This is a genomic window from Vibrio sp. B1ASS3, assembly GCF_905175355.1.
Classification (GTDB): domain Bacteria; phylum Pseudomonadota; class Gammaproteobacteria; order Enterobacterales; family Vibrionaceae; genus Vibrio; species Vibrio owensii.
Map to the genome: position 1 here is coordinate 137,782 of NZ_HG992743.1, position 23,583 is coordinate 161,364.

General features: G+C 45.5%; 22 protein-coding genes. 12 read left to right on the forward strand and 10 right to left on the reverse strand.

Going from position 1 to position 23,583, the window contains the following annotated elements; genetic code table 11:
- Positions 1 to 13 precede the first annotated feature (13 nt).
- The 7 genes from KJB05_RS19065 (at position 14) to KJB05_RS19095 (ending at position 5,517) form a co-directional block, all read left to right on the forward strand.
- Entirely contained in the window at positions 14 to 334 is a 321-nt protein-coding gene (locus tag KJB05_RS19065) for a hypothetical protein (RefSeq protein ID WP_208444040.1), read from the forward strand.
- The gene (locus tag KJB05_RS19070) at positions 331 to 885 is read left to right on the forward strand and encodes a hypothetical protein (RefSeq protein ID WP_039842812.1); all 555 of its coding nucleotides are present in this window, start codon (positions 331 to 333) and stop codon (positions 883 to 885) included. Before KJB05_RS19065 ends, KJB05_RS19070 begins: the two co-directional genes overlap by 4 nt.
- A 23-nt stretch (positions 886 to 908) precedes the next feature.
- Positions 909 to 1,835: a zinc ABC transporter substrate-binding protein gene (locus KJB05_RS19075; protein WP_208444039.1), complete on the forward strand. Its 927-nt coding sequence runs from the start codon at positions 909 to 911 to the stop codon at positions 1,833 to 1,835.
- On the forward strand, positions 1,835 to 2,560 hold the full coding sequence (locus KJB05_RS19080; RefSeq protein WP_208444038.1) for a metal ABC transporter ATP-binding protein: 726 nt from the start codon (positions 1,835 to 1,837) through the stop codon (positions 2,558 to 2,560). Before KJB05_RS19075 ends, KJB05_RS19080 begins: the two co-directional genes overlap by 1 nt.
- Entirely contained in the window at positions 2,560 to 3,435 is an 876-nt protein-coding gene (locus KJB05_RS19085) for a metal ABC transporter permease (RefSeq protein WP_045413497.1), read from the forward strand. The genes KJB05_RS19080 and KJB05_RS19085 overlap by 1 nt, the downstream gene beginning before the upstream one ends.
- A 16-nt stretch (positions 3,436 to 3,451) precedes the next feature.
- Positions 3,452 to 4,321 (forward strand): zinc ABC transporter substrate-binding protein, encoded by an 870-nt coding sequence (locus KJB05_RS19090; RefSeq protein WP_208444037.1) that lies wholly within the window; start codon positions 3,452 to 3,454, stop codon positions 4,319 to 4,321.
- A 215-nt stretch (positions 4,322 to 4,536) separates the two neighbouring features.
- Positions 4,537 to 5,517: a porin gene (locus tag KJB05_RS19095; protein WP_208444036.1), complete on the forward strand. Its 981-nt coding sequence runs from the start codon at positions 4,537 to 4,539 to the stop codon at positions 5,515 to 5,517.
- Positions 5,518 to 5,697: 180 nt separating this feature from the next.
- Here the strand turns inward: KJB05_RS19095 and KJB05_RS19100 are convergent, their stop codons facing one another.
- The 4 genes from KJB05_RS19100 to speA all read right to left on the reverse strand — a co-directional run bounded on the left by KJB05_RS19100 (position 5,698) and on the right by speA (position 12,430).
- Positions 5,698 to 7,863, reverse strand: a complete 2,166-nt coding sequence (locus tag KJB05_RS19100; RefSeq protein ID WP_208444035.1) for a S9 family peptidase — start codon at positions 7,861 to 7,863, stop codon at positions 5,698 to 5,700.
- A 266-nt stretch (positions 7,864 to 8,129) separates the two neighbouring features.
- The gene (gene emrD, locus KJB05_RS19105; RefSeq protein ID WP_005438266.1) at positions 8,130 to 9,335 is read right to left on the reverse strand and encodes a multidrug efflux MFS transporter EmrD; all 1,206 of its coding nucleotides are present in this window, start codon (positions 9,333 to 9,335) and stop codon (positions 8,130 to 8,132) included.
- Positions 9,336 to 9,597: 262 nt separating this feature from the next.
- The gene (gene speB / locus KJB05_RS19110) at positions 9,598 to 10,518 is read right to left on the reverse strand and encodes an agmatinase (RefSeq protein ID WP_005432598.1); all 921 of its coding nucleotides are present in this window, start codon (positions 10,516 to 10,518) and stop codon (positions 9,598 to 9,600) included.
- 1 nt (position 10,519) lies between these two features.
- Positions 10,520 to 12,430: an arginine decarboxylase gene (speA, locus tag KJB05_RS19115; RefSeq protein ID WP_208444034.1), complete on the reverse strand. Its 1,911-nt coding sequence runs from the start codon at positions 12,428 to 12,430 to the stop codon at positions 10,520 to 10,522.
- Positions 12,431 to 12,766: 336 nt separating this feature from the next.
- Here speA and KJB05_RS19120 point away from each other — a divergent pair, with 336 nt between their 5' ends.
- Positions 12,767 to 13,516: an MBL fold metallo-hydrolase gene (locus KJB05_RS19120; protein ID WP_208444059.1), complete on the forward strand. Its 750-nt coding sequence runs from the start codon at positions 12,767 to 12,769 to the stop codon at positions 13,514 to 13,516.
- 59 nt (positions 13,517 to 13,575) lie between these two features.
- Here KJB05_RS19120 and KJB05_RS19125 read toward each other — a convergent pair whose 3' ends face one another.
- The 3 genes from KJB05_RS19125 to KJB05_RS19135 all read right to left on the reverse strand — a co-directional run bounded on the left by KJB05_RS19125 (position 13,576) and on the right by KJB05_RS19135 (position 15,909).
- Positions 13,576 to 14,004 carry a RimK/LysX family protein gene (locus KJB05_RS19125; protein WP_005432588.1) on the reverse strand — a complete coding sequence of 143 codons (429 nt, stop codon included), beginning with the start codon at positions 14,002 to 14,004 and terminating at the stop codon, positions 13,576 to 13,578.
- A 61-nt stretch (positions 14,005 to 14,065) separates the two neighbouring features.
- Complete coding sequence (gene rimK / locus KJB05_RS19130) at positions 14,066 to 14,971, reverse strand: 30S ribosomal protein S6--L-glutamate ligase (protein WP_005438260.1); 906 nt, start codon at positions 14,969 to 14,971, stop codon at positions 14,066 to 14,068.
- Positions 14,972 to 15,294: 323 nt separating this feature from the next.
- Positions 15,295 to 15,909, reverse strand: a complete 615-nt coding sequence (locus KJB05_RS19135) for a TetR/AcrR family transcriptional regulator (protein ID WP_005438259.1) — start codon at positions 15,907 to 15,909, stop codon at positions 15,295 to 15,297.
- Positions 15,910 to 16,064: 155 nt separating this feature from the next.
- Between KJB05_RS19135 and KJB05_RS19140 the strand changes: the two genes are divergently transcribed.
- Positions 16,065 to 17,078, forward strand: coding sequence for an MBL fold metallo-hydrolase (locus tag KJB05_RS19140; protein WP_208444058.1), 1,014 nt, complete (start codon positions 16,065 to 16,067; stop codon positions 17,076 to 17,078).
- A 110-nt stretch (positions 17,079 to 17,188) separates the two neighbouring features.
- Positions 17,189 to 17,533, forward strand: coding sequence for a DUF5329 family protein (locus tag KJB05_RS19145; protein WP_045398874.1), 345 nt, complete (start codon positions 17,189 to 17,191; stop codon positions 17,531 to 17,533).
- Here the strand turns inward: KJB05_RS19145 and KJB05_RS19150 are convergent.
- Positions 17,501 to 18,400 carry a LysR family transcriptional regulator gene (locus KJB05_RS19150; protein ID WP_038896566.1) on the reverse strand — a complete coding sequence of 300 codons (900 nt, stop codon included), beginning with the start codon at positions 18,398 to 18,400 and terminating at the stop codon, positions 17,501 to 17,503. The genes KJB05_RS19145 and KJB05_RS19150 overlap by 33 nt on opposite strands.
- 527 nt (positions 18,401 to 18,927) lie before the next feature.
- A complete protein-coding gene (locus KJB05_RS19155; RefSeq protein ID WP_186176261.1) occupies positions 18,928 to 19,173 on the reverse strand; it encodes a hypothetical protein in 246 nt (81 codons plus the stop codon).
- Positions 19,174 to 19,340: 167 nt separating this feature from the next.
- Here KJB05_RS19155 and KJB05_RS19160 point away from each other — a divergent pair, with 167 nt between their 5' ends.
- Positions 19,341 to 20,207, forward strand: coding sequence for a helix-turn-helix domain-containing protein (locus tag KJB05_RS19160; RefSeq protein WP_208444033.1), 867 nt, complete (start codon positions 19,341 to 19,343; stop codon positions 20,205 to 20,207).
- Positions 20,208 to 20,903: 696 nt separating this feature from the next.
- Here KJB05_RS19160 and KJB05_RS19165 read toward each other — a convergent pair.
- Positions 20,904 to 21,242: a YggL family protein gene (locus tag KJB05_RS19165; RefSeq protein ID WP_005438242.1), complete on the reverse strand. Its 339-nt coding sequence runs from the start codon at positions 21,240 to 21,242 to the stop codon at positions 20,904 to 20,906.
- Positions 21,243 to 21,461: 219 nt separating this feature from the next.
- Between KJB05_RS19165 and KJB05_RS19170 the strand changes: the two genes are divergently transcribed.
- A complete protein-coding gene (locus KJB05_RS19170) occupies positions 21,462 to 23,498 on the forward strand; it encodes a PhoX family phosphatase (RefSeq protein ID WP_208444032.1) in 2,037 nt (678 codons plus the stop codon).
- Positions 23,499 to 23,583 lie beyond the last annotated feature (85 nt).

A 23,583-nucleotide genomic window follows, 5' to 3' on the forward strand; every position in this document is an offset into this window, starting at 1 on the left:
ATTTGGATGCATCATGAAAAACGTTTCTATTCTTAAAACCTCAGTGTTGGTTGCTGGTTTTATCTCTTCTCAAGCGTTCGCGCACTTCCCATTGATGAGTTGCCATTTAGAGCAAGCCAAAGTGATTTGTGAGGCGGGCTATTCAGATGGTTCTACCGCGGTGGATTACGACGTTGAAATGTACGATTACGACGACAACTTGATCGCCAAAGTAACGACAGATAAACGTTCCATTGCTGAGTTCACTCATCCTCAAACCGATTTTTATTTGGTTTTCGATGCGGGGCATGAAAACCCAGTAGAAGTGGATATCGTTGAGTTAAAAGAGAAATGATTACCCAGAAGATCAGACCGGATAACGGCAGTCGAGAAGGTAAATGGGTTGCTCTAACCATCGCAGGTATTCTTGCGGTCTCCACGATTTTGCTGCCTCACCATCAAGCTGAGACAGAACATACCGAAGTGCTAGCGCATCAAGTTCTCATCACTGACCTTGAACAAGAAGAACTTGCGATGATCGCCGAGCTAAAGTTGGCGCATGAAGAGATTCGAGATCTTCACCTAGATGCTGGCGAGTGGCCTGCCGTCAGCGAATTGGAAGAATTTTGGGTTGCACCATTTGTGCAAGACCAAAGCTGGCAGCGAAAAGGCTCTCATCAATGGCAACGCTTAGATGCAGGGATTTATCTCGGTGTAAGGCAAGATGAAAAAGGCGCGGCTTCCATGCTTCTCGATAGTCGTAATGAACACGCTGACATTTGGTTTATTCAATCCACAACAAAGGCGTCTGATTTGTCTCTTGCAAAAACAAGCGAACGCCAGAAGCAAGGTTGGCAACAAATTGTTCTTGTCCCAGCTACGTCTTCAAATGCTCACGCCCATTAAGCTTAATTTTAACGATAACAACTATGATGAAACGATCTTTTCTACGTCGAATTATAACGGCTAGTGCATTGCTGGCAGTAGCTTCATCGAGCTTTGCAGCAGATAAGCTCAATATTGGTATTACGCTCCAACCATACTACAGCTATGTGAAAGCGGTGGTCGGTGATAAAGCAGAAATTCTACCGCTGGTGGATGCAGGTTTTAACCCTCATAACTATTTACCTCAACCTAATGATTTAAAGCGTTTGAAGCAAATGGATGTGATTGTGGTCAATGGCATCGGCCACGATGATTTTGCTCTTAAAGTGATTCAAGCTTCACAACGTGACGATCTTGTGGTGATAGAGGCGAACAAAGAAGTACCGCTGTTACCTGCGATGGGTCAATCAGTCGGTAAAGGCGCAGTTAACCCGCATACGTTTGTTGGTTTATCTACCACGATTCAAAAGGTTTACACGATTGCGAGTGAGCTAAGCAAGCTCGACCCAGAAAACGCGGCGTTTTATCGCAAGAATGCGCGCTCTTACGCAAAAACATTCCGCCTTTTGAAGCGTGATGCCATGTTGTCTTTGGGGCAACTTGATACAGCAGGTATGAAGGTCGCTACTACGCACAATGCTTATGGTTACATCTTGCAGGAATTCGGCGTAGACGTCGCAGCAGTTATCGAACCTGCTCATGGTGTAGAGCCAAGTGCAAGCCAGTTACAAGAAACGATAGAGAAGATTCGTCAATCTGGTATTGATGTGCTGTTTTACGAATTAAACATGCCAAATCGTTTTGTTGATACGATCGAAGAAGCGACCGGTGTTCAGCTTTATCGTTTTTCTCACATGACTCATGGCGAATACGAAGCCAATAAGGTTGAAGTCGAAATGCGTGAGAACGTCGCGACTCTGATTGAAGCGATGAAGTTCGTTGCAAGCAAGCACGAACAGGAGAAAGTTTGATGCAAGGGCCTTCTATTTCTCTCGATGGGGTAAGCCTTCAATATGGCGACAACCTGATTCTGCAAGACATACAAACCCAATTTGAAGCTGGCCAATGTCACGTCATCATGGGGCCTAACGGTGGTGGGAAGACTTCTCTTTTACGCTCTGTTTTGGGCTTAACCCCATTTACTGGTGATATTTCTGTCCATTGGCCAGACAGCGAACATGCAGCGAAAATCGGCTATGTACCACAAAAAGCCATGTTTGAAGCCAGTCTGCCGCTCACGGTTATGGATTTTGTTTTGCTTAACCAAACCAGAGTGCCTCTGTTTTGGCGACGTAAAACCATGCAAACTCAACAAGCGCTTGCTCAACTAGAGCGCGTCGGTATGGCTTCACGTAGTGACCGACGAATGGGACAGTTATCGGGTGGTGAGCAACAGCGTGTTTTGTTCGCTCAAGCGTTATTAGACGAACCTAGTCTGCTTGTTTTAGATGAGCCAACGACGGGCATGGATGAGCAAGGTGTTCGTTACCTTGAAAGTTTAATTCATGAAGTTGTTGGGGAAGGTAAAACCGTGCTTGCTGTGCATCATGATGTGACGGCTGTGCGTCGTTTGGATGCTCAGGTCCATGTCGTGAATCGTCAAATCGTGGCGTCAGGACACCACACAGAAGTATTGAGTCCAGAACGTATCGAGTCGTTATTTAAGCACTACACAGCAAAAGTGGAGGCGGCATAATGGATTGGTTAAGAGAGCTCGCTCTGCATGGTGTGGAAGCTGGTTGGCTAAGTGACAGTTTTGCTTACGCGTTTATGGTCAACGCGATAGTGGCTGCGCTCATTCTTGGTCCCTTGCTGGGTGGTTTAGGCACGCTAGTCATTGCGAAGCGTTTAGCGTTCTTTTCAGAGGCCGTCGGTCATGCTGCACTAACAGGTATTGCGATTGGTGTACTGCTTGGTGAGCCACCAGAAAACCCATTTATTGGATTATTTAGCTTCTGCATGATCTTCGCACTGCTGCTGCATTTCGTGCGAAATCGAACCAATGTTCCTTACGATACATTAGTCGGCGTATTTCTAGCACTGGCGCTGGCGGTCGGTGCTGCCTTGCTGATGTACGTGGCACGCAAGATCAACATCCACATGCTGGAGAATGTTCTATTTGGTTCAATTCTGACGGTAACAGACAGAGACATTACGATTCTGGCCGTGAGTTGTTTGATCATCTTATTGCTTTTGATCCCGACATTTAACCGCATATTACTGACTTGCATCAGCCCAGATATCGCACGTGTCCGTGGATTCAATACCAGCTTCTACGATTACTTGTTCGTCATGATGATCACGCTTGTGACCATTGCAGCTGTGAAGATCATTGGCGCCGTATTAGTTGGGGCATTACTGCTGATTCCTGGTGCAACAGCCCGCCTTCTTACTAAAAGAATGGGCAGCTTTGTGTTGCTCTCATCACTGCTGGCGACCATCGCGTGCTTGGTTGGTACGGTCTTACCGATGGAGTTGGAACTCCCTGTGCCATCTGGCGCGTCGATCATCATTGTTTCGGCAACCTTCTTCTTAACTGCAACCATGTATCGCATTGTGCGTAAAGCCTAAATCTGGATATTCGAATATGAACACGAAAAAGATAATTATGGGATTGAGCTTGGCAATAGCGAGTACAGCAGCACCGTTTGCTTTTGCCAAAGACATCGTTACGAGCACTCCTGTGACCTACATGCTGGCTCAGCAGTTGATGCAAGGGACGGATATCGAGACGACTTACTTGCCGCCTAGACGTTACGGGATTGAGCGTTTGGTGAATTGGTTTGCAAGTAAAGGACATGAACAAGTTACCGCAGCAGGAAAAAATGCAACGGTAGCGATCACGCTAGGTGCTGTTTGGCATCAAGACCCTACTTTTGTGTATGCGCGTCAGGGAAATGTGCGCTTGATAGAGATTGATGCCTCTCAAGCGATTTCACCGAGAGCACAAGGTGTTGCGGCATTAACGTTGGATAATGGTGAGACGTCGAAATACGCGTGGATGAATCCGAGTAACTTGATTCGAATGGCGGCGATTGTCGGTGAAGATCTACAGAAGGTATACCCTCAAAATCAAGCTCAGATTGAAAAGAACCAGCAAGCCTTGATGCTGGACGTGCGGGAACTGATCAATCAACAACAAGAAGTAATTTTCGAAAAAGAGATCGATTCGGTGGTATTGTTGGGTGAATCGTTAGAAGATTTTGCATCAGGAAACCAACTGTTTGTGGTCGATCGCCAATTCAAACCAGAATTGGAATGGTCAGAGGCAGAGAAACTATCTTTAAAAGCTCAATTTGAGGAAGATGAAACTCTGTGGCTGATCACTGATAAACGCCCGTCAAAAACGTTAACTTCATTAGTTTCACAGGATCGCATACTGCAAATTGATGTTATTGACCGATGGGGCAGTAAAGGTATCAAAACTGAGAAGCCACTCGCACGCTGGCAGTTGTAACACGCAAAACACCACACAAATTATGAAGGGAATTGAAAAGTTCCCTTTTTTTATGGGATCGTGATCAAAAATTAGCCACAAATAACACCAGTTGCATAAGAAAGTATTTGTTTCATTTATATTTCATTACTACTTTGTTATCTGTTCGTTGCGATTGATGCATTTTATTTTGCTGTCGGGGCGAATCAGTACAAACAACTATATGGATGTTAACAATGAAAATGAAAACTCTAGCCGTTGCAGTGGCGGCACTAGCATGTGGTTCTCAAGCTTTCGCAGCTGAAGTTTACAACAGCGATGGCACATCTCTTTCTATCGGCGGCCACGTTTCTGTGGGCGTGGGTGAGTACTTTGAGGAAGATGTACGCATTCATGACGTATCTCCTCGTATCAATGTTGGCGGTAAACAGGACATCGGTAATGGTGTGACAGTTGACGCTAAAGGCGAATGGTCTATCAAACTACTAGACGGTGGTGAAAGCTCGTTCAACACTCGTTTGGGTTACATTGGTGCGACACATGAGCAGTTTGGTCGCGTTGTTGCTGGTACACAATGGTCACCATACTACGACGTAGCAGGTGTTGCGGATTTACCAATCGCGTTTGCCAACGACTTCTTGTACGCAGATCAATACAACCTTGGTTCAGCTCGTGCAGAACGTATGCTTAGCTACCGTAAGGGTTTTGAGTTTGGTGAAGGTTTCGGCTTTAACCTAGGTCTTGGTTGGCAAGGTGAGCACGATATGTATGATGCTCGTGGCCAAATCGCTCTGAGCACTGAACTAGCAGGCTTTGGTCTAGGCTACGTTTACAGTGGCGGTGACCGTCAAATCGGTACTAAGAACGAATCCGCTACATCTCATGTATTCTCTGCTAACTACGGTAAATACGGTTCTGGTATCTATGCTGCGATCGTTTACGGTATGAACGAATACTTCTATCAAGGTCTAGAAGAAACAATTCAGCTTGAAGGCCTATTGGCTTACGGCGTAAATGATTGGACGTTCAGTGTTAACTACGAGTCTGTAGAAGACGATAAAGCTGGCGACACGCTATTTAGCCAATCTGCTCTACAAGCTGAATACGCTGTGACTCCTGCTTTTGTTACTTTTGCTGCATACCAGTTTGACCTAGGTAATGATATCGACGTTGAAGAAAATGATTACTGGACAATCGGTGCTCGTTACTACTTCTAATAAATAGGACAGTTTCTACTGCCTAAACACATTTATTGTGTTAACGCCTACTCGCTGTGAGTAGGCGTTTTTCTTTCTGTTTAGCTCATCTGAGTCATGTCACCGAGTATCTAGATTGAAAAATGCCCGCGTAAAAGCGGGCATTGTTTTCGGTGACTCATAATGAATGACGACTAAAGCTTATTTGGTCTCCAACAGATCGAGGAAGAAAGCGTACTCAAGCGCGTCTTCTTTTAATCGTTTGAATCGACCAGAAGCACCGCCGTGGCCTGCTTCCATATCGGTTTTGAACAGCAAGACATTATCATCAGTCTTCATTTCACGAAGTTTGGCTACCCACTTCATTGGCTCAAAGTATTGAACTTGTGAGTCATGCAAACCTGTCGTCACTAGCATGTTCGGGTAATTCTGAGCTTTCACGTTGTCGTACGGTGAGTAGCTCAGCATGTAGTCGTAGTAGGTTTTGTCGTTTGGATTACCCCACTCATCGTATTCGTTGGTCGTGAGAGGAATCGACTCATCCAACATGGTCGTCACGACATCAACAAACGGAACGTGCGCGCCAATACCACGGTAGAGCTCTGGTGCTTGGTTGATTATTGCGCCCATCAGCAAGCCGCCCGCAGAACCACCAACAGCAAACACTTTATCTTTTGCGCCATAACCTTCTTCAACCAGTCCATTGGTTACGTCGATGAAGTCATTGAAGGTGTTTTGTTTAGTCAGCTTTTTGCCATCTTCATACCAAGGACGCCCAAGCATTTCTGAACCACGAATATGCGCGATTGCGTACACGAATCCACGATCAAGTAAGCTCAAACGAGTTGAACGGAATGTTGGTTCGATGGTGGAGCCGTATGATCCGTAGCCGTACTGATAGATTGGGTTAGTGCCGTCTTTCTTGAAGAGATCTTTACGGTAAACCAATGAAACTGGCACTTGTTTGCTATCACGAGCAGTTACCATGATTCGCTCTGACTGGTAGTTATTGGCATCAAAATCACCAAGTACCGGTGTTTGCTTCATGATTTCAGATTCACCTGTATTTAGGTCGAAATCGTAGTAAGTTCCCGGTGTCGTCAGGCTGCTGTAGTAGATGCGAACTTTTGAATTGTCTAACTCAAGGTTGCCCGTGAGGTAAGCAGCAAAAGCCGTATCGTTGAACTCGAGTGGAAACTCTTTGCCTGTTGATAATTGACGAACCTTCACGGTCGACAAGCCATTCGTACGCTGCTCATAAACAAGGTGATCGTCAAACAAGTCGAAATCAACTAGCTGAGAATTGTCGTTAGCAGGAATGACATCGACCCATTTAGAGCGGTCATGCATCTCTTCAGCTTTCACTTTCATCAAACGGAAGTTTACGGCTTGATAGTTGGTGTAGATGTAGTACCAATCATCCAATTTAGCGATGCTGTACTCAATACCAGTCTCTCTAGGGTAGAAAGCTTCGGCTTTGGCGTTCGGGTTGTTCGCATCAATCACAGACACGCCACTTGTTTCTGTACTTGAGTGCCAAATGTAAACTTGCTCACCGTCTTTACTCTTACTCAAGAAGGTGTAGTAAGCGCTGTCGGTTTCTTCGTATATTAGCTCATCGCTTGTTTGAGGCGTGCCCAATACATGGCGGTAAACCTGATAACCTAAAAGTGTTTGAGGGTCTTTCTTGATGTAGTAGAAAGCTTGGTTGTCGTTTTGCCACGCAATCGCACTTGATGCACCTTCAATTTCATCTTTTAGATATTTGCCCGTCGTGAGGTCTTTGATCTTGATGGTGTAAATACGGCGACTCAGGGTATCTTCGCCATAAGCCAACAAGTTTTCATTTGGGCTAATCGTTAAGCCGCCAATACTGAAAAACTCATGTTCTTTTGCCAGCTCGTTAACATCTAAGATGACTTGCTTATCTTTACCTGCAAAGTCTTTTGCACGTAGGTGAACTTCGTACTCGTTGTCGCCTGTCACTTCATTCGAGTAGTAGTAACTGCCTTTTCGAACGGGTACTGAATTGTCATCTTTCGCAATACGACCTTTGATCTCTTCAAAAAGCTGTTCTTGTAGTGCTTCGGTGTGTTTTAAAACAGTTTCTGCGTACTGATTCTCTTGCTCAAGGTGTTGCAAGATTTCTGGATCTTGGCGCTCATCATCGCGCATCCAGTAGTAATTATCGATTCGTGTATCACCATGAATATTCATTGCATGAGGGACTTTTTTAGCAACTGGTGCTTGGGTTTGTTGAGCAACGAGTTGCGATTGGGAGTAATGGTTCATGGTTGGTAATCCTTGATTGCTGCATCCGGCGACTAGCGCGACCGATACGGCCAACGTGGTTAAAGTGAAACGCATCTGTGTATCCTTATTGTGTACTCTTCTCGTGTTTTTTCGCCATTCATTTATCTTGCGAGTAAAAGTACATTTGTGTTCTTCCAGTGAATGTATTTATATCGAATGGCAAACCAATAATTTCTGTATAAGCAACTGTTCTTTTTAGCAAAGATTGGATGGGATGTTAAATGCAATTGCTGGTGGATGAGAGCTAAAGGGTAAGATGTGTGCAACAAAAAAGGGACACACTTTTCAGCATGTCCCTTTTGGGTGATGAGAGCCAGATTTTAGATCGCCAATGGCATTTCGTTTGAGTGATCGTGCTTGCGATTAACCCAACGCAAACCAAACATAGCAATGATCGACATGGCCATCATCAAACAACCTAGTGGCATTTGATCTTGTGCCGGGAAGAACGAAGCCAACAGCGTCGCGATACCCGCACCTAGGTTTTGCATGCCACCCAAAATCGCACCGCCAGTGCCTGCGTGGTATGGGAACGGTGAAAGTGCACCTGTTGTTGCCGCTGGGAACAAAATGCCTGCACCCAAGAAGTAAATGGTCGCACCGCCAATCAGAGTCAACGCCGTTGTGAGACCAAACAAACCCGGAATCAATACCACTGCTGAGCCAACTAAGATAGCGACTAGACCAACATTTAGAGCACGGCGCTCAGAGCGACGTTGCGCGATGTAGCTAGATAAGCCTGCGCCGACTAAGTAACCTGGAATCGGCAAGACAAACAGTAAGCTTACTGTGGTTGCTGGTAAACCAAGCACGCCGCCTAGTAGTACGCCAGCTGCAGCTTCAAATACTGCAACGCCTGCGAACGTAGCAACCAACACCAATAAGAAGCCTTGGAAGCGTTTGTCTGAAAGCACGAACTTGTAGCTCTTTGCCACAGATTCATGTTTGCGGCGCTCTTTTGGCAAGGTTTCCATCATGCTTGTCATCATGGTGATGACCACCGCGATACCAAATAGTGCTAGGAACAGGTAACTAGAACGCCAACCGAAAGCTTCTGTTAGGTAGCCGCCCAATACTGGCGCGATCAATGGTGAGAAAATCACACACATGCTGATCAAGCTGTTTGCGCGGTGCAGTTCTGCGCCTTCAAAGCAGTCACGAGTCAGTGTACGAGACATCGCACCGCCACAACCGATACCCAAACCTTGGATAAAGCTACCTGCTAGGAACCATTCGTACTCATGAGCAAATAGCGCCACCAAAGTACCAAGAATGTAGATGATCAAACCCGCAATGATGATCGGCTTGCGACCAAGACGATCAGAAAGCGTACCGTACACGAACTGCGATAGACCATAAGGGATCAGGTAACATGCCATCACAGCTTGAAGTGAAGACGCTGATACCAAGAACTCACCCGCCATATGACCGATAGAAGGCACGTACATCGTTTGAGTCATTTGACCTACGGCAGTCAGAATTGCGATTAAAAAGGTAAGTTTCGCTAATGGAAACGAGGCGGACATTTGCGTATCTCTCCAGAAATTTAAGACGTAAAAAGCCTTAGCGCTCCATGTAGGAGAGCCAAATAAACAAAGTGATTAGGGAATCTAGGCGCGAGATATTAGAGCTTGAGTGCTGACTTAGCAATCAAAAAGTGTGAAGTTGAGCAAGATAAAAATCTATGATTTGGATTAGAAAATCTAATCTATTTTTGTTGGGTGTTGAAAACGAAAAAGGGAGCCGAAGCTCCCCTTGAAATTCTGTGCTCATTGAGAACAACTTTCGTTATTCACGACCCGAAGCGTAGGCGTAAAGCAACTCAAGTGCGATAGTCGCGCCAGCCAAGGCCGTGACATCGCTGTGGTCGTAAGGAGGAGAGACTTCTACCACGTCCATACCTACGATGTTCATGCCGGCGAAACCACGAATGATCTTCAGAATTTTATCTGAGTTCAGACCACCACAAACTGGTGTGCCTGTACCTGGTGCAAATGCTGGATCCAGACAGTCGATGTCAAAAGTGACATACACAGGCTTATCCGCAACCGTGCGACGAATCTCTGCCAGAATCTCTTCTACCGACATGTCGTTCGCTTGCATCGCGTTGATCACATTGAAGCCGTGATCTTGTTGGTCATATTCAGTACGAATACCAATTTGAACTGAGTTCTTCGCAGAAATCAGACCTTCTTTTGGCGCATGGTAGAACATAGTACCGTGGTCGTAAGAACTGCCGTTTGCGTATGTGTCAGTGTGCGCATCGAAGTGAATCAGTGCCATTTGACCATGGTGTTTCGCATAAGCACGTAGGATTGGTAGCGTGATGAAGTGGTCACCACCCAAGCCTAGCATTGTCTTACCGCTCTTTAGAATCTCACTTGTTGCCGCTTCTAGGCGGTAAGTGAAGTCTTCAGCATCACCACAATCGAACACAAGGTCACCTGCGTCGATCACTTTCAATTTATCAAATACGTTGAAGTCCCAAGGGAACTTCTTGCCTTCCCAAGCAAGGTTTACTGACGCACGGCGGATCGCATCTGGACCCATACGCGCACCAGGACGACCAGAAGTCGCCATGTCCAGAGGAACCCCTAGCACTACAACGTCTGCGTCTGCCGATACTGGATTTTTGATGTACGGTCGACGTAGAAACGACATAGAGTTGGAGTAAAGCGAATAATCGGTTTTAGTAAACAAATCATTCATATCAGAAGTCCTCTAAATAGGTGTAGCCTGCCAAACCTTGTTCTAGTTCAGCTAGGATTTGTTCTTGTTCACTGGCTTCAACACGTGCTGAAACCAATTGTTTGTAATTGTCACGAATCGCATCTACGTCGATGTGAACGTAGCGCATCATGTCTTCTACGCTATCACCTTCGTTGATGTAGCTGATCTCAAATTGACCTTCTTCATCAACATTGACTACTGCACTGTGGGTGTCACCAAATAGGTTGTGCATGTCACCAAGGATCTCTTGGTATGCGCCTACTAGGAAGAAGCCCATTAGGTACGGTTTGTCGTTGCTCCATGCTGGTACTGGTAGTGTGCTCTCAATGCCTTGGCCATCAACGTAATGGTCAATTGCGCCATCGGAGTCACAAGTGATGTCCAACATCACCGCACGACGCTCTTCCACATCGCCAAGACCAGAAAGCGGCAGAACAGGGAATACCTGATCAATACCCCATGCATCTGGCAGGGACTGGAAAAGAGAGAAGTTCACGAAGAACTTGTCTGCAAGACGTTCGCTCAACTCATCCAAAATAGGACGGTGGAAACGGTTCTTGGTACTCATTTGACGACTTAGCTCGAAGTAAATGCGCAGCGACAGTTGCTCTGCCCACGCACGTTGTTCAAGGTTCAGTACGCCAGTAGCGAATTGTGAGTGCACCTCAGCCAAATCGCTTTGGGTATCGTTGTAAATTTCAATTAATGCACGCGCATCTGTACCATCTTGCAGGTTCTCCCAGTTTCGCCACATGTTTTGTAGCAAGAATGGAGCGTCTGTAGCTGGCTCGAACACTTCTTCCGGTTGGTATGTTTCAGTACCAATAACGTTAGAGATAAGTACAGCGTGGTGTGCAGTTAAAGAGCGACCCGATTCAGAGATGATCACTGGCATCGGTTGCTCGTATTGCTGACACACATCACCAACAGTATTTACGATGTTGCGCGCATATTCTGCAAGGCCGTAGTTCATCGAGTTCGAAGATTGGCTACGTGTGCCGTCGTAGTCTACTGCTAAACCGCCGCCAACATCGAAGTAATCAATGTTTGCACCCATGGCACGTAATTCACAGTAGAAACGTGCTGATTCGTTTACACCATTACGCACGTCACGGATGTTTGCCATCTGTGAGCCAAGGTGGAAGTGAACCAACTGCATGGTGTCCAGTTTGTCTTCGCGTTTTAGACGCTCAATCACGCTCAATACTTGAGACGCAGATAGGCCGAACTTCGATTTTTCACCGCCGCTTGCTTGCCATTTACCCGCACCTTGAGATGCAAGGCGGATACGTAAGCCAAGACGTGGTGTTACGCCCAAGCTTTTTGCTTCTTCAAGTACTAGATCAAGCTCAGATAGCTTCTCTAGTACGATAAATACTTTGTGACCTAGCTTTTCACCGATCAGTGCTAGACGCACGTATTCACGGTCTTTGTAGCCATTACACACGATCACGGAGCTGCCTTGTTGAGCCAGTGCAAGTACTGCCAATAGCTCTGGCTTACTGCCTGCTTCAAGACCCAGCTGTTTATTTTCTAGCTGTGCTTGGCTTGCTAAGATCTCATCAACCACTTCACGCTGTTGGTTTACTTTAATTGGGTACACCAGCAGGTATTTGTTTGGATATTGGTATTCTTCAATTGCTTGGTTGAAAGCTTGGCAAATGCCATGCACGCGTTGGTGTACGATTTGTGGGAAGCGCACTAACACAGGCAGATTCAACTGCTTAGCTTCTAGTTCATTTACAATCGCACTGAAAGGGATTTGGTGTGCACGGTCACTACGAGGAGATACGTATACCTCGCCTTGGTCATCAATTCCGTAGAAGCCTTGGCTCCAGTAGTGAACGTTGTAGTCCGCGCGGATGCGGTCTAATTTAGTTGCTTTTTCCAACTCGATTCTCACAAAAATGTATTTAAGCCCTCATTGGAAATAGAGGAGAAAATACAAAAAAGCAAATCATGAGGCGCTAACCTCATACCCTGACACGAACTCCGTGTGCGCGCATTAACGGATAAAACCCAACCAGAGTCTAATGATTAAAATTTGTGCTTTCGATTAACAACTGTTGTTGATGGTTGGTGTAAACATTTATTTAACAGACTGTCCATTCTGCTGTTATAGTTGGTCTGACCAGTAAGGATTTGGTCGATAAGAAATAAGAACAAAGACTCAACAAAACAAGGACATGTTTTGCAGCTGCACAGAATTCAGGGATACATCCAAACCATGTATCTCGCCGAGTATCCAGACAAATTGATGCTGCTTGATGGCGCAAGTCGAGCGGATATTCCTCACCTCAAAGATTTTATCGAGCACCAGCTCAATCGCCCGTTCACAGACCTAAAACTGGTCGTCGTTACCCACATGCACCCAGACCACGCTGGTGCGGCGCACAAACTAAGAGATCTAACGGGCTGCCAGCTATTGGCAGCCAAACGAGATACACATTGGTATGGGGGCTTTGATGGTTGGCTAATGCATCTAACGGATCTGATTTTGGCGCGTTGGATGGCGAACCGAATGCGCAAACCCAAGCGCAACTTATGGTATTCGCGAAAACTAAAGCCAGATATTGAGCTGGTGGATGGAGAGGTGATTCCCGGTTTTGCTGATTGGAAGATATTGGAAACACCGGGGCATACCGACAGGGATTTATCGGTTTATCACGCCGAACAGAGTGTGTTGTACGTAGCGGATTTAATGGTGCAGGTGAAAAGCCATTTGATCGCGCCATTTCCTATCTTTCATCCCAACCAATATCGCAGTTCGTTAAAACGCGTTTTTGAGATGAAACCAAGCTGTTTATTGGCGGCACATGGGGGAGAGGTTGAGTTTGATGAAGACGCGTATCAACACATCATCAATACCGCACCGGTTAGACCCATTACGCATTGGCGAGTAACGAAGATAAAGCTGAAAGGATTAATGCGTTCTGTTCTGAAAAGGAAGAACGATAGACAGGAGAAGGGCAGCTAGAAAATCAGAGAAGAGCCAGATGAGCGACCACGGAGTTCGCTCATCTGAAGCTACGGGGATTATGGAGCCAATAAATGAGATTGGCTCGGGTCTACCAGAACTTTGTCTGCCATACCCTGACGACCTAACAACATCATGTAAGTCATCTTTTCACGGTTAGTTAGCGTGATGTCGATTGGCCACTCTTGGTCGCCCATGCGTAGCATCGTTGTGATCACGCAGCGGTGTTCGAAAGTACCGTTTGATGATTTCACTTTGCGGTTCGCCTTCAGTGGAGCTTTACAGCGAACGACTTGCTCTAAGTGGTAAACATCTGGGTGTAGATCGAACTCTACGTATGACTGACCGTCTTGTTCAGTGCACTCTAGGTTATCTACGTGCAGAGAAGAAGTCTGTGCGCCTGTATCAATACGCGCTTCAAGGTGAGTAATCCCTAACTCAGGTAAGCAAATTGCTTCGGCGTTCCCAATGATCATTTTCTGATTCATAGTGTCATCCTAGCGATGAGTTAAAAGAGAGCCCTTTATCAGGCTCTCACTCAAACAATTATCAGCCTTTACCGCGAGTACGGTTAGCGTTTGGTTTTGCGTTCTTCTCGATGAAGTCGAAGATCATGCCAGCAACGTCTTTTTCAGTTGCTGATTCGATACCTTCAAGGCCTGGAGAAGAGTTCACTTCCATTACAACAGGGCCGTTCTTCGATTGAAGAATATCAACACCACATAGGTTTAGACCCATCACTTTCGCTGCGTTGATTGCTGTTGCACGCTCTTCTTTGCTTAGTTTAACAAGCTGAGCAGAACCACCACGGTGAAGGTTAGAGCGGAACTCGCCTTCTTTTGCTTGGCGTTTCATTGCTGCGATAACTTTGTTACCCACTACGAAACAACGGATGTCTGCGCCGTTTGCTTCTTCAATGAACTCTTGCACCATGATGTTTGCTTTTAGGCCCATGAATGCTTCGATCACGCTTTCTGCTGCTTTCGTTGTCTCAGCAAGAACAACACCGATACCTTGAGTACCTTCAAGTAGCTTGATAACCAATGGTGCGCCGCCAACGTTTTTGATCACGTCCTGAATGTTGTCAGGGTGGTGAGCAAAACCTGTGCGAGGTAGACCAATGCCTTTGCGTGATAGCAGCTGCATAGAGCGTAGCTTGTCACGAGAGCGGCTGATTGCTACTGACTCGTTCACACAGAATGTGCCCATCATTTCAAACTGACGTACAACCGCTGTACCGTAGAAAGTGATAGAAGCACCGATGCGTGGAATAACCGCGTCGTACTTTGGCAATTCTTCACCCATGTAACGGATCTTAGGGTTGTTACTCGTAATATCCATATAACAGTGCAGAGTATCGATAACATCAACTTGATGTCCGCGCTCTTCACCCGCCTGCTTTAGGCGCATGGTTGAATATAGATTCTCATTACGAGAAAGAATAGCAATACGCATGGCAATTCCTTAGTAAGTCAGTACCAAATTAAAAATGTAAGTATAGAGTATAGTGAGTGGGTGTAATTGATGTGACAGAATCCACTCTCTTCAGCGACTTAGAATTGTGGTTGGACAACCACGTCGTCAGAGGTGCGAACCTTAGGGCGTTTTCTCAGTAGATGAAAACGAAAAAATATCGTCGATACGACAAAAATAATTTATCGAACTCTCACGCCTTGCTGCATGCGACTGTCAAGGGAATGAAAAAGAAAAATGAGTCAAAATTTCATCAATTTACTATGGCACAAATCACAAAAAAGCGGCCATTCAGCCGCTTTTTGTTATTGAACTAAGTAATGACTTAAGAAGAGTTCAGCCGTTTGGGTGGCTAAAACCCTAGATTCTTCCAAGGTTAGCGAAGCTCGCATTCCCATCAATTGTGGCCAGAATGCGCTGCCTTTAATTAAGTTGTGCAATTGAATGCTTGCCACGTCCACATCATCAACCTTCAATGTGTTTTTTTCTGATTGCTGAGTGAGCCAACGGTACAAGGCCGTTTCTTGCTTTGACATGTGTTCTGCTTGTTCTTTGAGATCTTCCGGCTTAAACAAGAAGTGTCCGAAAGCCACTTTCGCCAGTTCAATATAATCAGGTGCGGTTACCACGATAATTTCGCTGTACAACAATTCGACCAGTTGATCTTTGAGAGGGAGTGTTGGTAAACGTTCAATGTCGCTATCCATCATTGAAGAACGCCATAGTTCCGTTAGTAACTCTGTCACGATCGCTTCTTTAGAAGGGAAGTGGTTGTAGACCGTGCGCTTAGAGACTTGCGCGATAGCTGAGAGCTTATCCATGCTGGTGTTTTGCACCCCAAACTCTTGGAACGCTTGCTTTGCTGCGCACAGGATGGCTTCTCTTTTGGTCTCACTGCGACCTTTTCTTTTTACATTCATAAACTTGCCGAGTTAAGAAGATCATTTCTGGATCTATTTTACACTAAGTAGTTTACTTTTGATAATTAGAATGTAAACTGCACCGTGTAGTTTACTTTTGTTCGGGTTAACTTTTTATGAAAAAAACTTTGCTAGCCACAGTAGGAGCGTTCGCGATGGGTACATCAATGATTTCTTGTTCTAATGTTGATACTGAAAAAGCGCCAACATACCCGGACAAATTTGCAAACACAGAGTTGGAATACAAAAGCAGCTTGGGTGACATGTTCGGCATCATGAAAGCCTACTTTACGACTGAGCGCCTCAATCCAACGCCAACGATTGAAATTCCGGTTCATGCAATGACTGCGAATCAACTGTTAGAAGAGCAAGATGACGTTATCTACCGTTTAGGTCATTCAAGCGTATTAATGAAGCTCGATGGCAAACTGGTGATGACTGATCCTGTATTCAGTGATCGCGCGTCTCCTGTGCAATGGGCAGGGCCAAAACGTTTTCACCAAACACCAATCACGCTAGAAGATTTACCAAGTATCGATGTGGTGGTGATCAGCCATGACCATTACGATCACCTAGATAAAGCTTCTATTAAAGTACTAGGCGACAAAGTGGGCACTTTCTTGGTGCCGTTAAAAGTGGGGCAATTACTGGTTAACTGGGGTGTGCCGAAGGAGAAAGTGATCGAGCTAGATTGGTGGGAGTCACATTCTGTCGACGGCATTGAATATACACTGACTCCGACTCAGCATTTCTCCGGTCGAGGTTTGACAGACCGCGATACGACACTGTGGGGCAGTTGGGTTATTAATGCACAGCAACACAAAGTGTTCTTCAGTGGTGACTCTGGTTACTTCAATGGCTTTAAAGAGATTGGCGAAAAGTACGGTCCGTTTGATTTCACTATGATTGAAACCGGCGCCTACAATGAACTTTGGTCAGACATTCACATGTTCCCTGAGCAAAGTGTTCAAGCACACATTGATGTGCAGGGTAAAGTGATGATGCCGATTCACAACAGTACGTTTGATCTGTCGATGCACGATTGGAATGAACCGATGCAACGCGCGTTAGACATTAGTGAAGAGCGCGGTGTTACGTTAGTGAGCCCTGAGATTGGTCAACGCTTTGCTATTGCGGAGCCTCAGCCTGCTAAGGCATGGTGGCAATAATGTCTGAGCTAAACAGCCAAACACCAGAATAGTTAAGTCACTTATTAGTAGTTACTTGGTATTAGTTACTTGCTATTAGTTACGTGGCCAGGGATAAGGATAAAGGTGCGATGAAAGCAAAGTGGACGTTGTTACTTACATTAAGCATTCTGCCTACCTTTGCACTAGCAGGGGTAGAGCAAGATATCTCGACGTTGATAAAACGAGTTGAGCAATCCTCTTGCACCTTTATCCGCAACGGTAAGGCGTACACTAATCAAGAAGCGGCAGAACACATGCGCAATAAATGGGATTACGCAAAAGATGACGTTGATTCTGTAGATGTGTTTATAAAAGAGGTCGCGTCAAAGAGCTGGTTATCTGGCAAACCATATTGGGTGGATTGTCAAGACAAGCGCATTACCAGCGAAGAGTGGCTAACTTCATTGATGAGCCCCACCAATCACATCCAATAATACTTCTTTAATGGTCTGGTATCGCAGCGGCAGTGTGCGGCTGCGTTTTCTCACCAAAAACAAATCTTCGTATACCGGTTGTTTTAACTCAGCCACATACAACTCTTCTCTTAGTGGAAAGCTCTCCACCGCACTGTAGGGCAAAACGGTAAAACCAAGCCCTTTGCTGACGGGCAAAAGAATCTGACTGAGTTGGTTAACGTAGCCCGATAATGGCATGTCACTGACCTTGATCTCTTTGAGTAAAGGTTCTGCACATTGGTCGAAAAACAACGTCATATAATGTTCAGCATCCGGGTGACCAATCACGCCACAACTTCGAAGCAGCTCAGGTGTTAACGTTTTTCCATGATAGGACTTTGGTAAGATCAAACACAGCGCTTCTCTGCCAATTTGTTCACTTTGGAAAACACTCTTGTTAGGAGAGTAAGTCACTATGCCCATATCAATACGGCCATCAGCAACCCCGTTTAGAATCGACTGGTTTGGTGCCGCTTCCAAGTGAATCGACAATCCGCGATGCTGGGTTTGTTTTTCAAGCAGTGGATCAAACAGCATCAAGGCAAGTGCTCCGGAACAAGCTAGCTTGCAATGACCTGCAAAGGGATCATCGAAGCTTAGATCTTCCAGTAAATTTTTCTCTTTCTCTTCCAACTCTAACGCGTAGGCATACACCATTCGGCCTTGCTCTGTCAGTTCAAAGCTTTTGTTCTCGCGCTTAATCAATGGGTGCTGACAAGCTTGCTCTAGCTTTTTGATGTGCTGACTGACACCGGGCTGGGTCATATAGAGCTTTTCTGCTGTCTGAGTAAAGTGGCCGACTTCGACAAGAGTTTTGAATGTGTGTAACCAAACTGGATTAAGCATAGGACGTTGTTTGCTCAGCGTTTATTAAAGAAAGCGTTTCGAGAGAAAGTGTAGAAATAATAGCATGATGCGTGGAATAACGCAGAGGAGGATGGTAAATGACAGGCAAAATAAAACCCCGCCTGGTTTCCCAGACGGGGCTTATTCTTTTTCGCAGCAATCCGGCTACTAATAGGTGCTCCCTGCATCTATCCTTGATTGTGGCTAAGTCCTTTAACCGAGTTCCTTGTTCATCGCCTTCCTAGCGGTGTCCATTCTTGCCTATCATCCTGACGGGCGAACTCTATCCTAGAGCTTAACTACATCCTTGCTGACAACTCATCCTAAGCTATCAAATCTTCATCCTGAAGATACCCAATCCTTTAGGCTTTTTTCCTGTTCCCGCCAACATCCTGTCGACACACTTAGTATTGTTGTTTTGCTGATTACTCTCAATCAGCTAGGTAAAAAAACTTTGGCAGCGAATATTGCTTAAAAAAGGATAATTATTAATTTTCAGTTAGTTAGGTTTGTTGTTCGATTTGTTCTTAGTCAAAAATGGTCGTTTTGCTTACATCGCTTGTGAGAGATCTCGCACAAGGTGACGAGCGAATGTACGAATCGGCGTCTTTTTCGTCTTGTTTAAGAGTTTGCTCAAGATCACAACTCGACTTGTAGCCATAAGATTTGGCGATGGCTTTAGATGAAATTCCCATTTCCTTTATCGCAAACGCAGCCCACTCATCACGAGTTTTTTGCATGATCTGGCGCAGCTTGGTTTTAAAGTTACTCATAAAAGCTCCTTAGTTAGCTTGTCTTTACAAGAGAAGAATAAGGAGCGTGATGAGGCTTAGTTGATAGTATGCCGCTCAATATCAATACTATTGAGGCGTGATGAAGAATATCCCGGTAATACTGATATTATTTGCGCGTGAAACAATACTATCTTGTGGAGTGGCAAATGGCGCACATCGAAAAAGTACCGCAAAGGCCTGGTTTTTCTTGGCGCTACCGTCGTATTGATGAACCAGCGAAAGAATACGATTTTCATTTTCACGATGACGTCTTTGAGTTGGTCATCCATCGCCACTTTACGGGGACTTTGCACATTGGGCATCGCGAACTAGAGGTGACCCACAATCAGATGCTGTTAATTGCGCCGGGTGTGCCTCACTCTATTCACTCCACGTCGGTAGAAAGCAATTGCGAGACTCATGTGATTTGGTTTAAGCGTGAGTGGATCGCGAACCTAATGTTCTATTGTACTGAGTTACGCAAACTAGACCCGTTATTGAAAGCTGCAAATAAAGGAGTGGTGTTCTCTGAGCGAACGGCACAGCAAGTAGTGGATCTTCTGCAAGAGTTGATGAAAGTGCCCGCGATGGAGCAATTGTCGAGATTCATTCATATCTTATCTTTGGTTGCCCATGACGAAGCGGCGAAAACCTTGATGACCCATTCATACCTTTCGATGAGTGAACACGAGCAACAAGAAAGAGAGCGCGTCGCAAGTGTGAATGCGTATCTTGAGCAGCATTTTGCCAACAAGGTGACATTGGCCGATTTAGCCAATTACTTGTCGTTGAGTGAAAGTGCGGTCACACGGTTGTTTCAAAAGCACTTTAAAGAGCCCTTTAGCCAACGCTTGATGAAGCTACGAATCAACCATGCCGCGGATTTATTGCAATCGACGGAGTTACCAATAGGAATTGTGTTCGAACGAGTAGGTTATCGCAATCAAGCTTTGTTTAATCGCCACTTTAAAACCTACAAAGGGCTAACTCCGCGAGATTACAGACAACATTACCAGCAGCGAATCCAACCTTAGTTTGAACATGTGCGTACTTTTGTTGTGTACTGAACTGGAATTTATGTGCAACTGGTATATTATTTGCTAGGTTATCTAAGAATCGTTATTAAGATTCGATGACAGGTTAAATAGGGAACTTGATTGCCATATTTCTGTCATAAGTGATGAGTAAGTTGACCGTATCAACAAGATAAAAGCAGTTTTACTGGTCAAAAAATGACTGCAACGCTTCTACTTTTATCATTATGTTGTGAAATTAGTCACGGTTAATTGATTCGTTCCTCGATAGATTGAAGGGGAATACAACCTTAGACAATAAGCTCAAGATGAGCGTTACCTATATAGATGAGGGAGATTGCTATGAAAAAGATGAGAAGAGCTCAGCTACATCGTGTTCGTATCCAATACTGGAAAGACACAAAGACTGAGACTGCTAAAAAAGCATAGTAAACCATACTCAATGGCACTGAGCTGGCAATGGACGGATAACCTTCCATAAAATGCCAGCTCTAAAATTATCTAGCACATCCATACTTTCCAAGGCTTTAAGCTTCCTGCTTTCTTAAACAAAGCTTCCAAAACAACCAAACGTTCCACTCTTTCTAGATTCAACATTTCAGCACAAAACCATAGCCGTAAATGCAAAAAAGCCAGTCCGAAGACCAGCTTTCTCATTACTTGCTCAACTCTGTTTATTACAGAGTGATTCCGTAATTACAGGTAGTTTGCGTCAACCAATTCGCCAGCTTTTGCGCTGCTTACTTCTGGGCGAGCTTGTAGCCAAGCTAGAACCTGTGCTTTTTGTTCTTCAGTTGCGCTTTCGTAACGCTCAGTTGAACATAGGAAGCCTTCAAACAGCTCTAGACCGCCGCCACCAAAGCATAGGTTTAGGCCATCAATGTAGTCGATAAACTCATCAACGAATGCATCGTAACGGTCGAAGTCGTTGATGTCTGTTTCACAGCTGATTTCAAAGCCTAGGATCGCGAATTCACCTAGGAATAGCTTCTTACGCAGACGACGATTTTTGTTATCGATTTTATCTAGTTTCATGATTATCTCTCGTGGATGATTTGAGTACACCTTATACCCCCAAATCTGGCTTAGCCCAAGTAAAATCGGGAGTACATAGAATAGATGGGTGCTTTATAACATTTTCTAAACACAAAGTTCATAAAGATAGACTAGTTCTGTCACTTTTCTCTTCCAAACTTCCCCTCGCTCAATGATTTACAAACCTATAATTCAACCTAACACTGGGAAAGCAACACCATGAGTAAGGAAACCTTCGACGCGACGCGTTACAACCAGAGTAATAACAAGCCTTTTGAAGAAGTACTGGAAGCGAGTCTATCTCGACGCAGTATCCTGAAAGGTGGCCTAGGTATTAGTGCGATGACCGCTTTTGGCGCATTTGGTCTATCTGGGTGCAACTCTTCTAGTTCAGGCACTTCTGCTGGTGGCGGCTCTGGCGTTTCAAGTGCAGTCCTCAATTTTGATTCGATTCCAGGCTCACTGACGGATGCAGTATCGATTCCGCAAGGTTACGTCGCACAAGTATTGGTGCCATGGGGTACGCCTCTAAACGCACAAGGTAACGCTTGGAAAGACGACGGAAGCAATACAAGTACCGACCAGCTTAATGCATTGGGTATGCACCACGACGGCATGCACTTTTTCTCGCTAAACGACAGCGACACTGACGGTTTGTTGTGTATCAACCACGAGTACATTGATACCGCAGCTCTGCATCCAAGCGGTCCGACAGCTGTGGGCGGTGTGCGTACTATCGTCGATGAAGTTCGTAAAGAAATTAACGCACATGGTGTGTCTGTGGTTCGCGTTCAACTTGAAGACAACATGTGGAAGTTAGTGGATACCGATCCACTAAACCGCCGTTACACTGGCGCGACAGTCATGGACCTTTCTGGCCCTGTCGCGAATACAGAATTGACCGTGACTCGCTTCTCACAAGATGGCAGCCAAGCACGTGGCACATTAAACAACTGTGGTAATGGTTTTACGCCTTGGGGTACTTACCTAACGTGTGAAGAGAACTGGCCGGGTTACTTCGTTAACGCTGGCGTTCGTACTGAGGAACAAGATCGTATTGGTGTTGATGACACAAGCACTCGTTACCTATGGGAAACGTTAGCGGGTAATGCGGAAGAGCGTTTGGACGAATTCACACGATTCAATGTAGAATCAACAGGCGCAAGCGCATTGGACGATTACCGTAACGAGGCGAACGGCCATGGTTACATTGTTGAAATCGACCCTTACACGCAAAACTCGCGTGCGAAGAAGCGTACTGCACTAGGTCGTTTCCGCCATGAAGGCTGTACATTCGGAAAACTTGAAGAAGGCAAACCAGTAGTATTTTACTCTGGTCATGACTCTCGCTTTGAGTACCTATACAAATTTGAATCTGCGGCAGCGTGGGATCCTGCGGATGCTAACCCTGATAATCGCTTGGCGATGGGTGACAAGTACATGGATGAAGGCACACTGTATGTGGCGCGCTTCAACGAAGATAGCTCTGGTACTTGGTTACCACTGGCACTAGACAGCACGACAGTTTCTGGTGGTACTTTGGCAGATAGCTTCAATTCTCTAGCAGAAATCATCCTGAATACGGCTGGTGCAGCCGACCTAGTTGGTGCGACGCCAATGGATCGCCCAGAGTGGTGTACCGTTGACCCATTCACAGGCTCGGTTTACCTGACGCTAACGAATAACACTAAGCGTACAGAGGAAACTAACCCTGCAAACCCACGTTTGAACAACAAGTTTGGTCACGTAATCCGTTGGGATGAAGGCGAAGCAGCAACAGACTTCACGTGGGATATCTTTGTGTTTGGTTCTCCGGCAAACGGTGATGCGGACACTAACCGTTCGAGCTTGACCGAGCTTAACCAGTTTGCGAGCCCAGACGGCTTAGCGTTTGACCCTCGCGGCATTCTGTGGATTCAAACGGACAACGGTGCAGATGAAGTGACGTCTTACACCAATGACCAAATGCTTGCGGTTGTACCTTCTAAGCTGACGGATGAAAACGGCACACAAGAAGTGATCGGTGCAGAAAACCAAGCTGAGTTGAAACGTTTCTTTGTTGGCCCTAACGGTTGTGAAGTGACGGGCTTTACCATTAGCCCAGATTACAAGTCTCTGTTCGTGAACATTCAGCATCCAGGCAACTGGCCTTACAGCGACAATGCAGCAGAAGAAACACCTGCGGGGATGACACTGCGTCCACGTGCAGCAACGGTGGTTATTCGCCGTGAAGACGGTGGTGAAATTGGTGTTTAACCAATAGGTCATACGACTGAATATCGGGAATAAGAAAAGCCCTGCGTTTGCAGGGCTTTGTTTTTTTCTATCTAAATACACATGC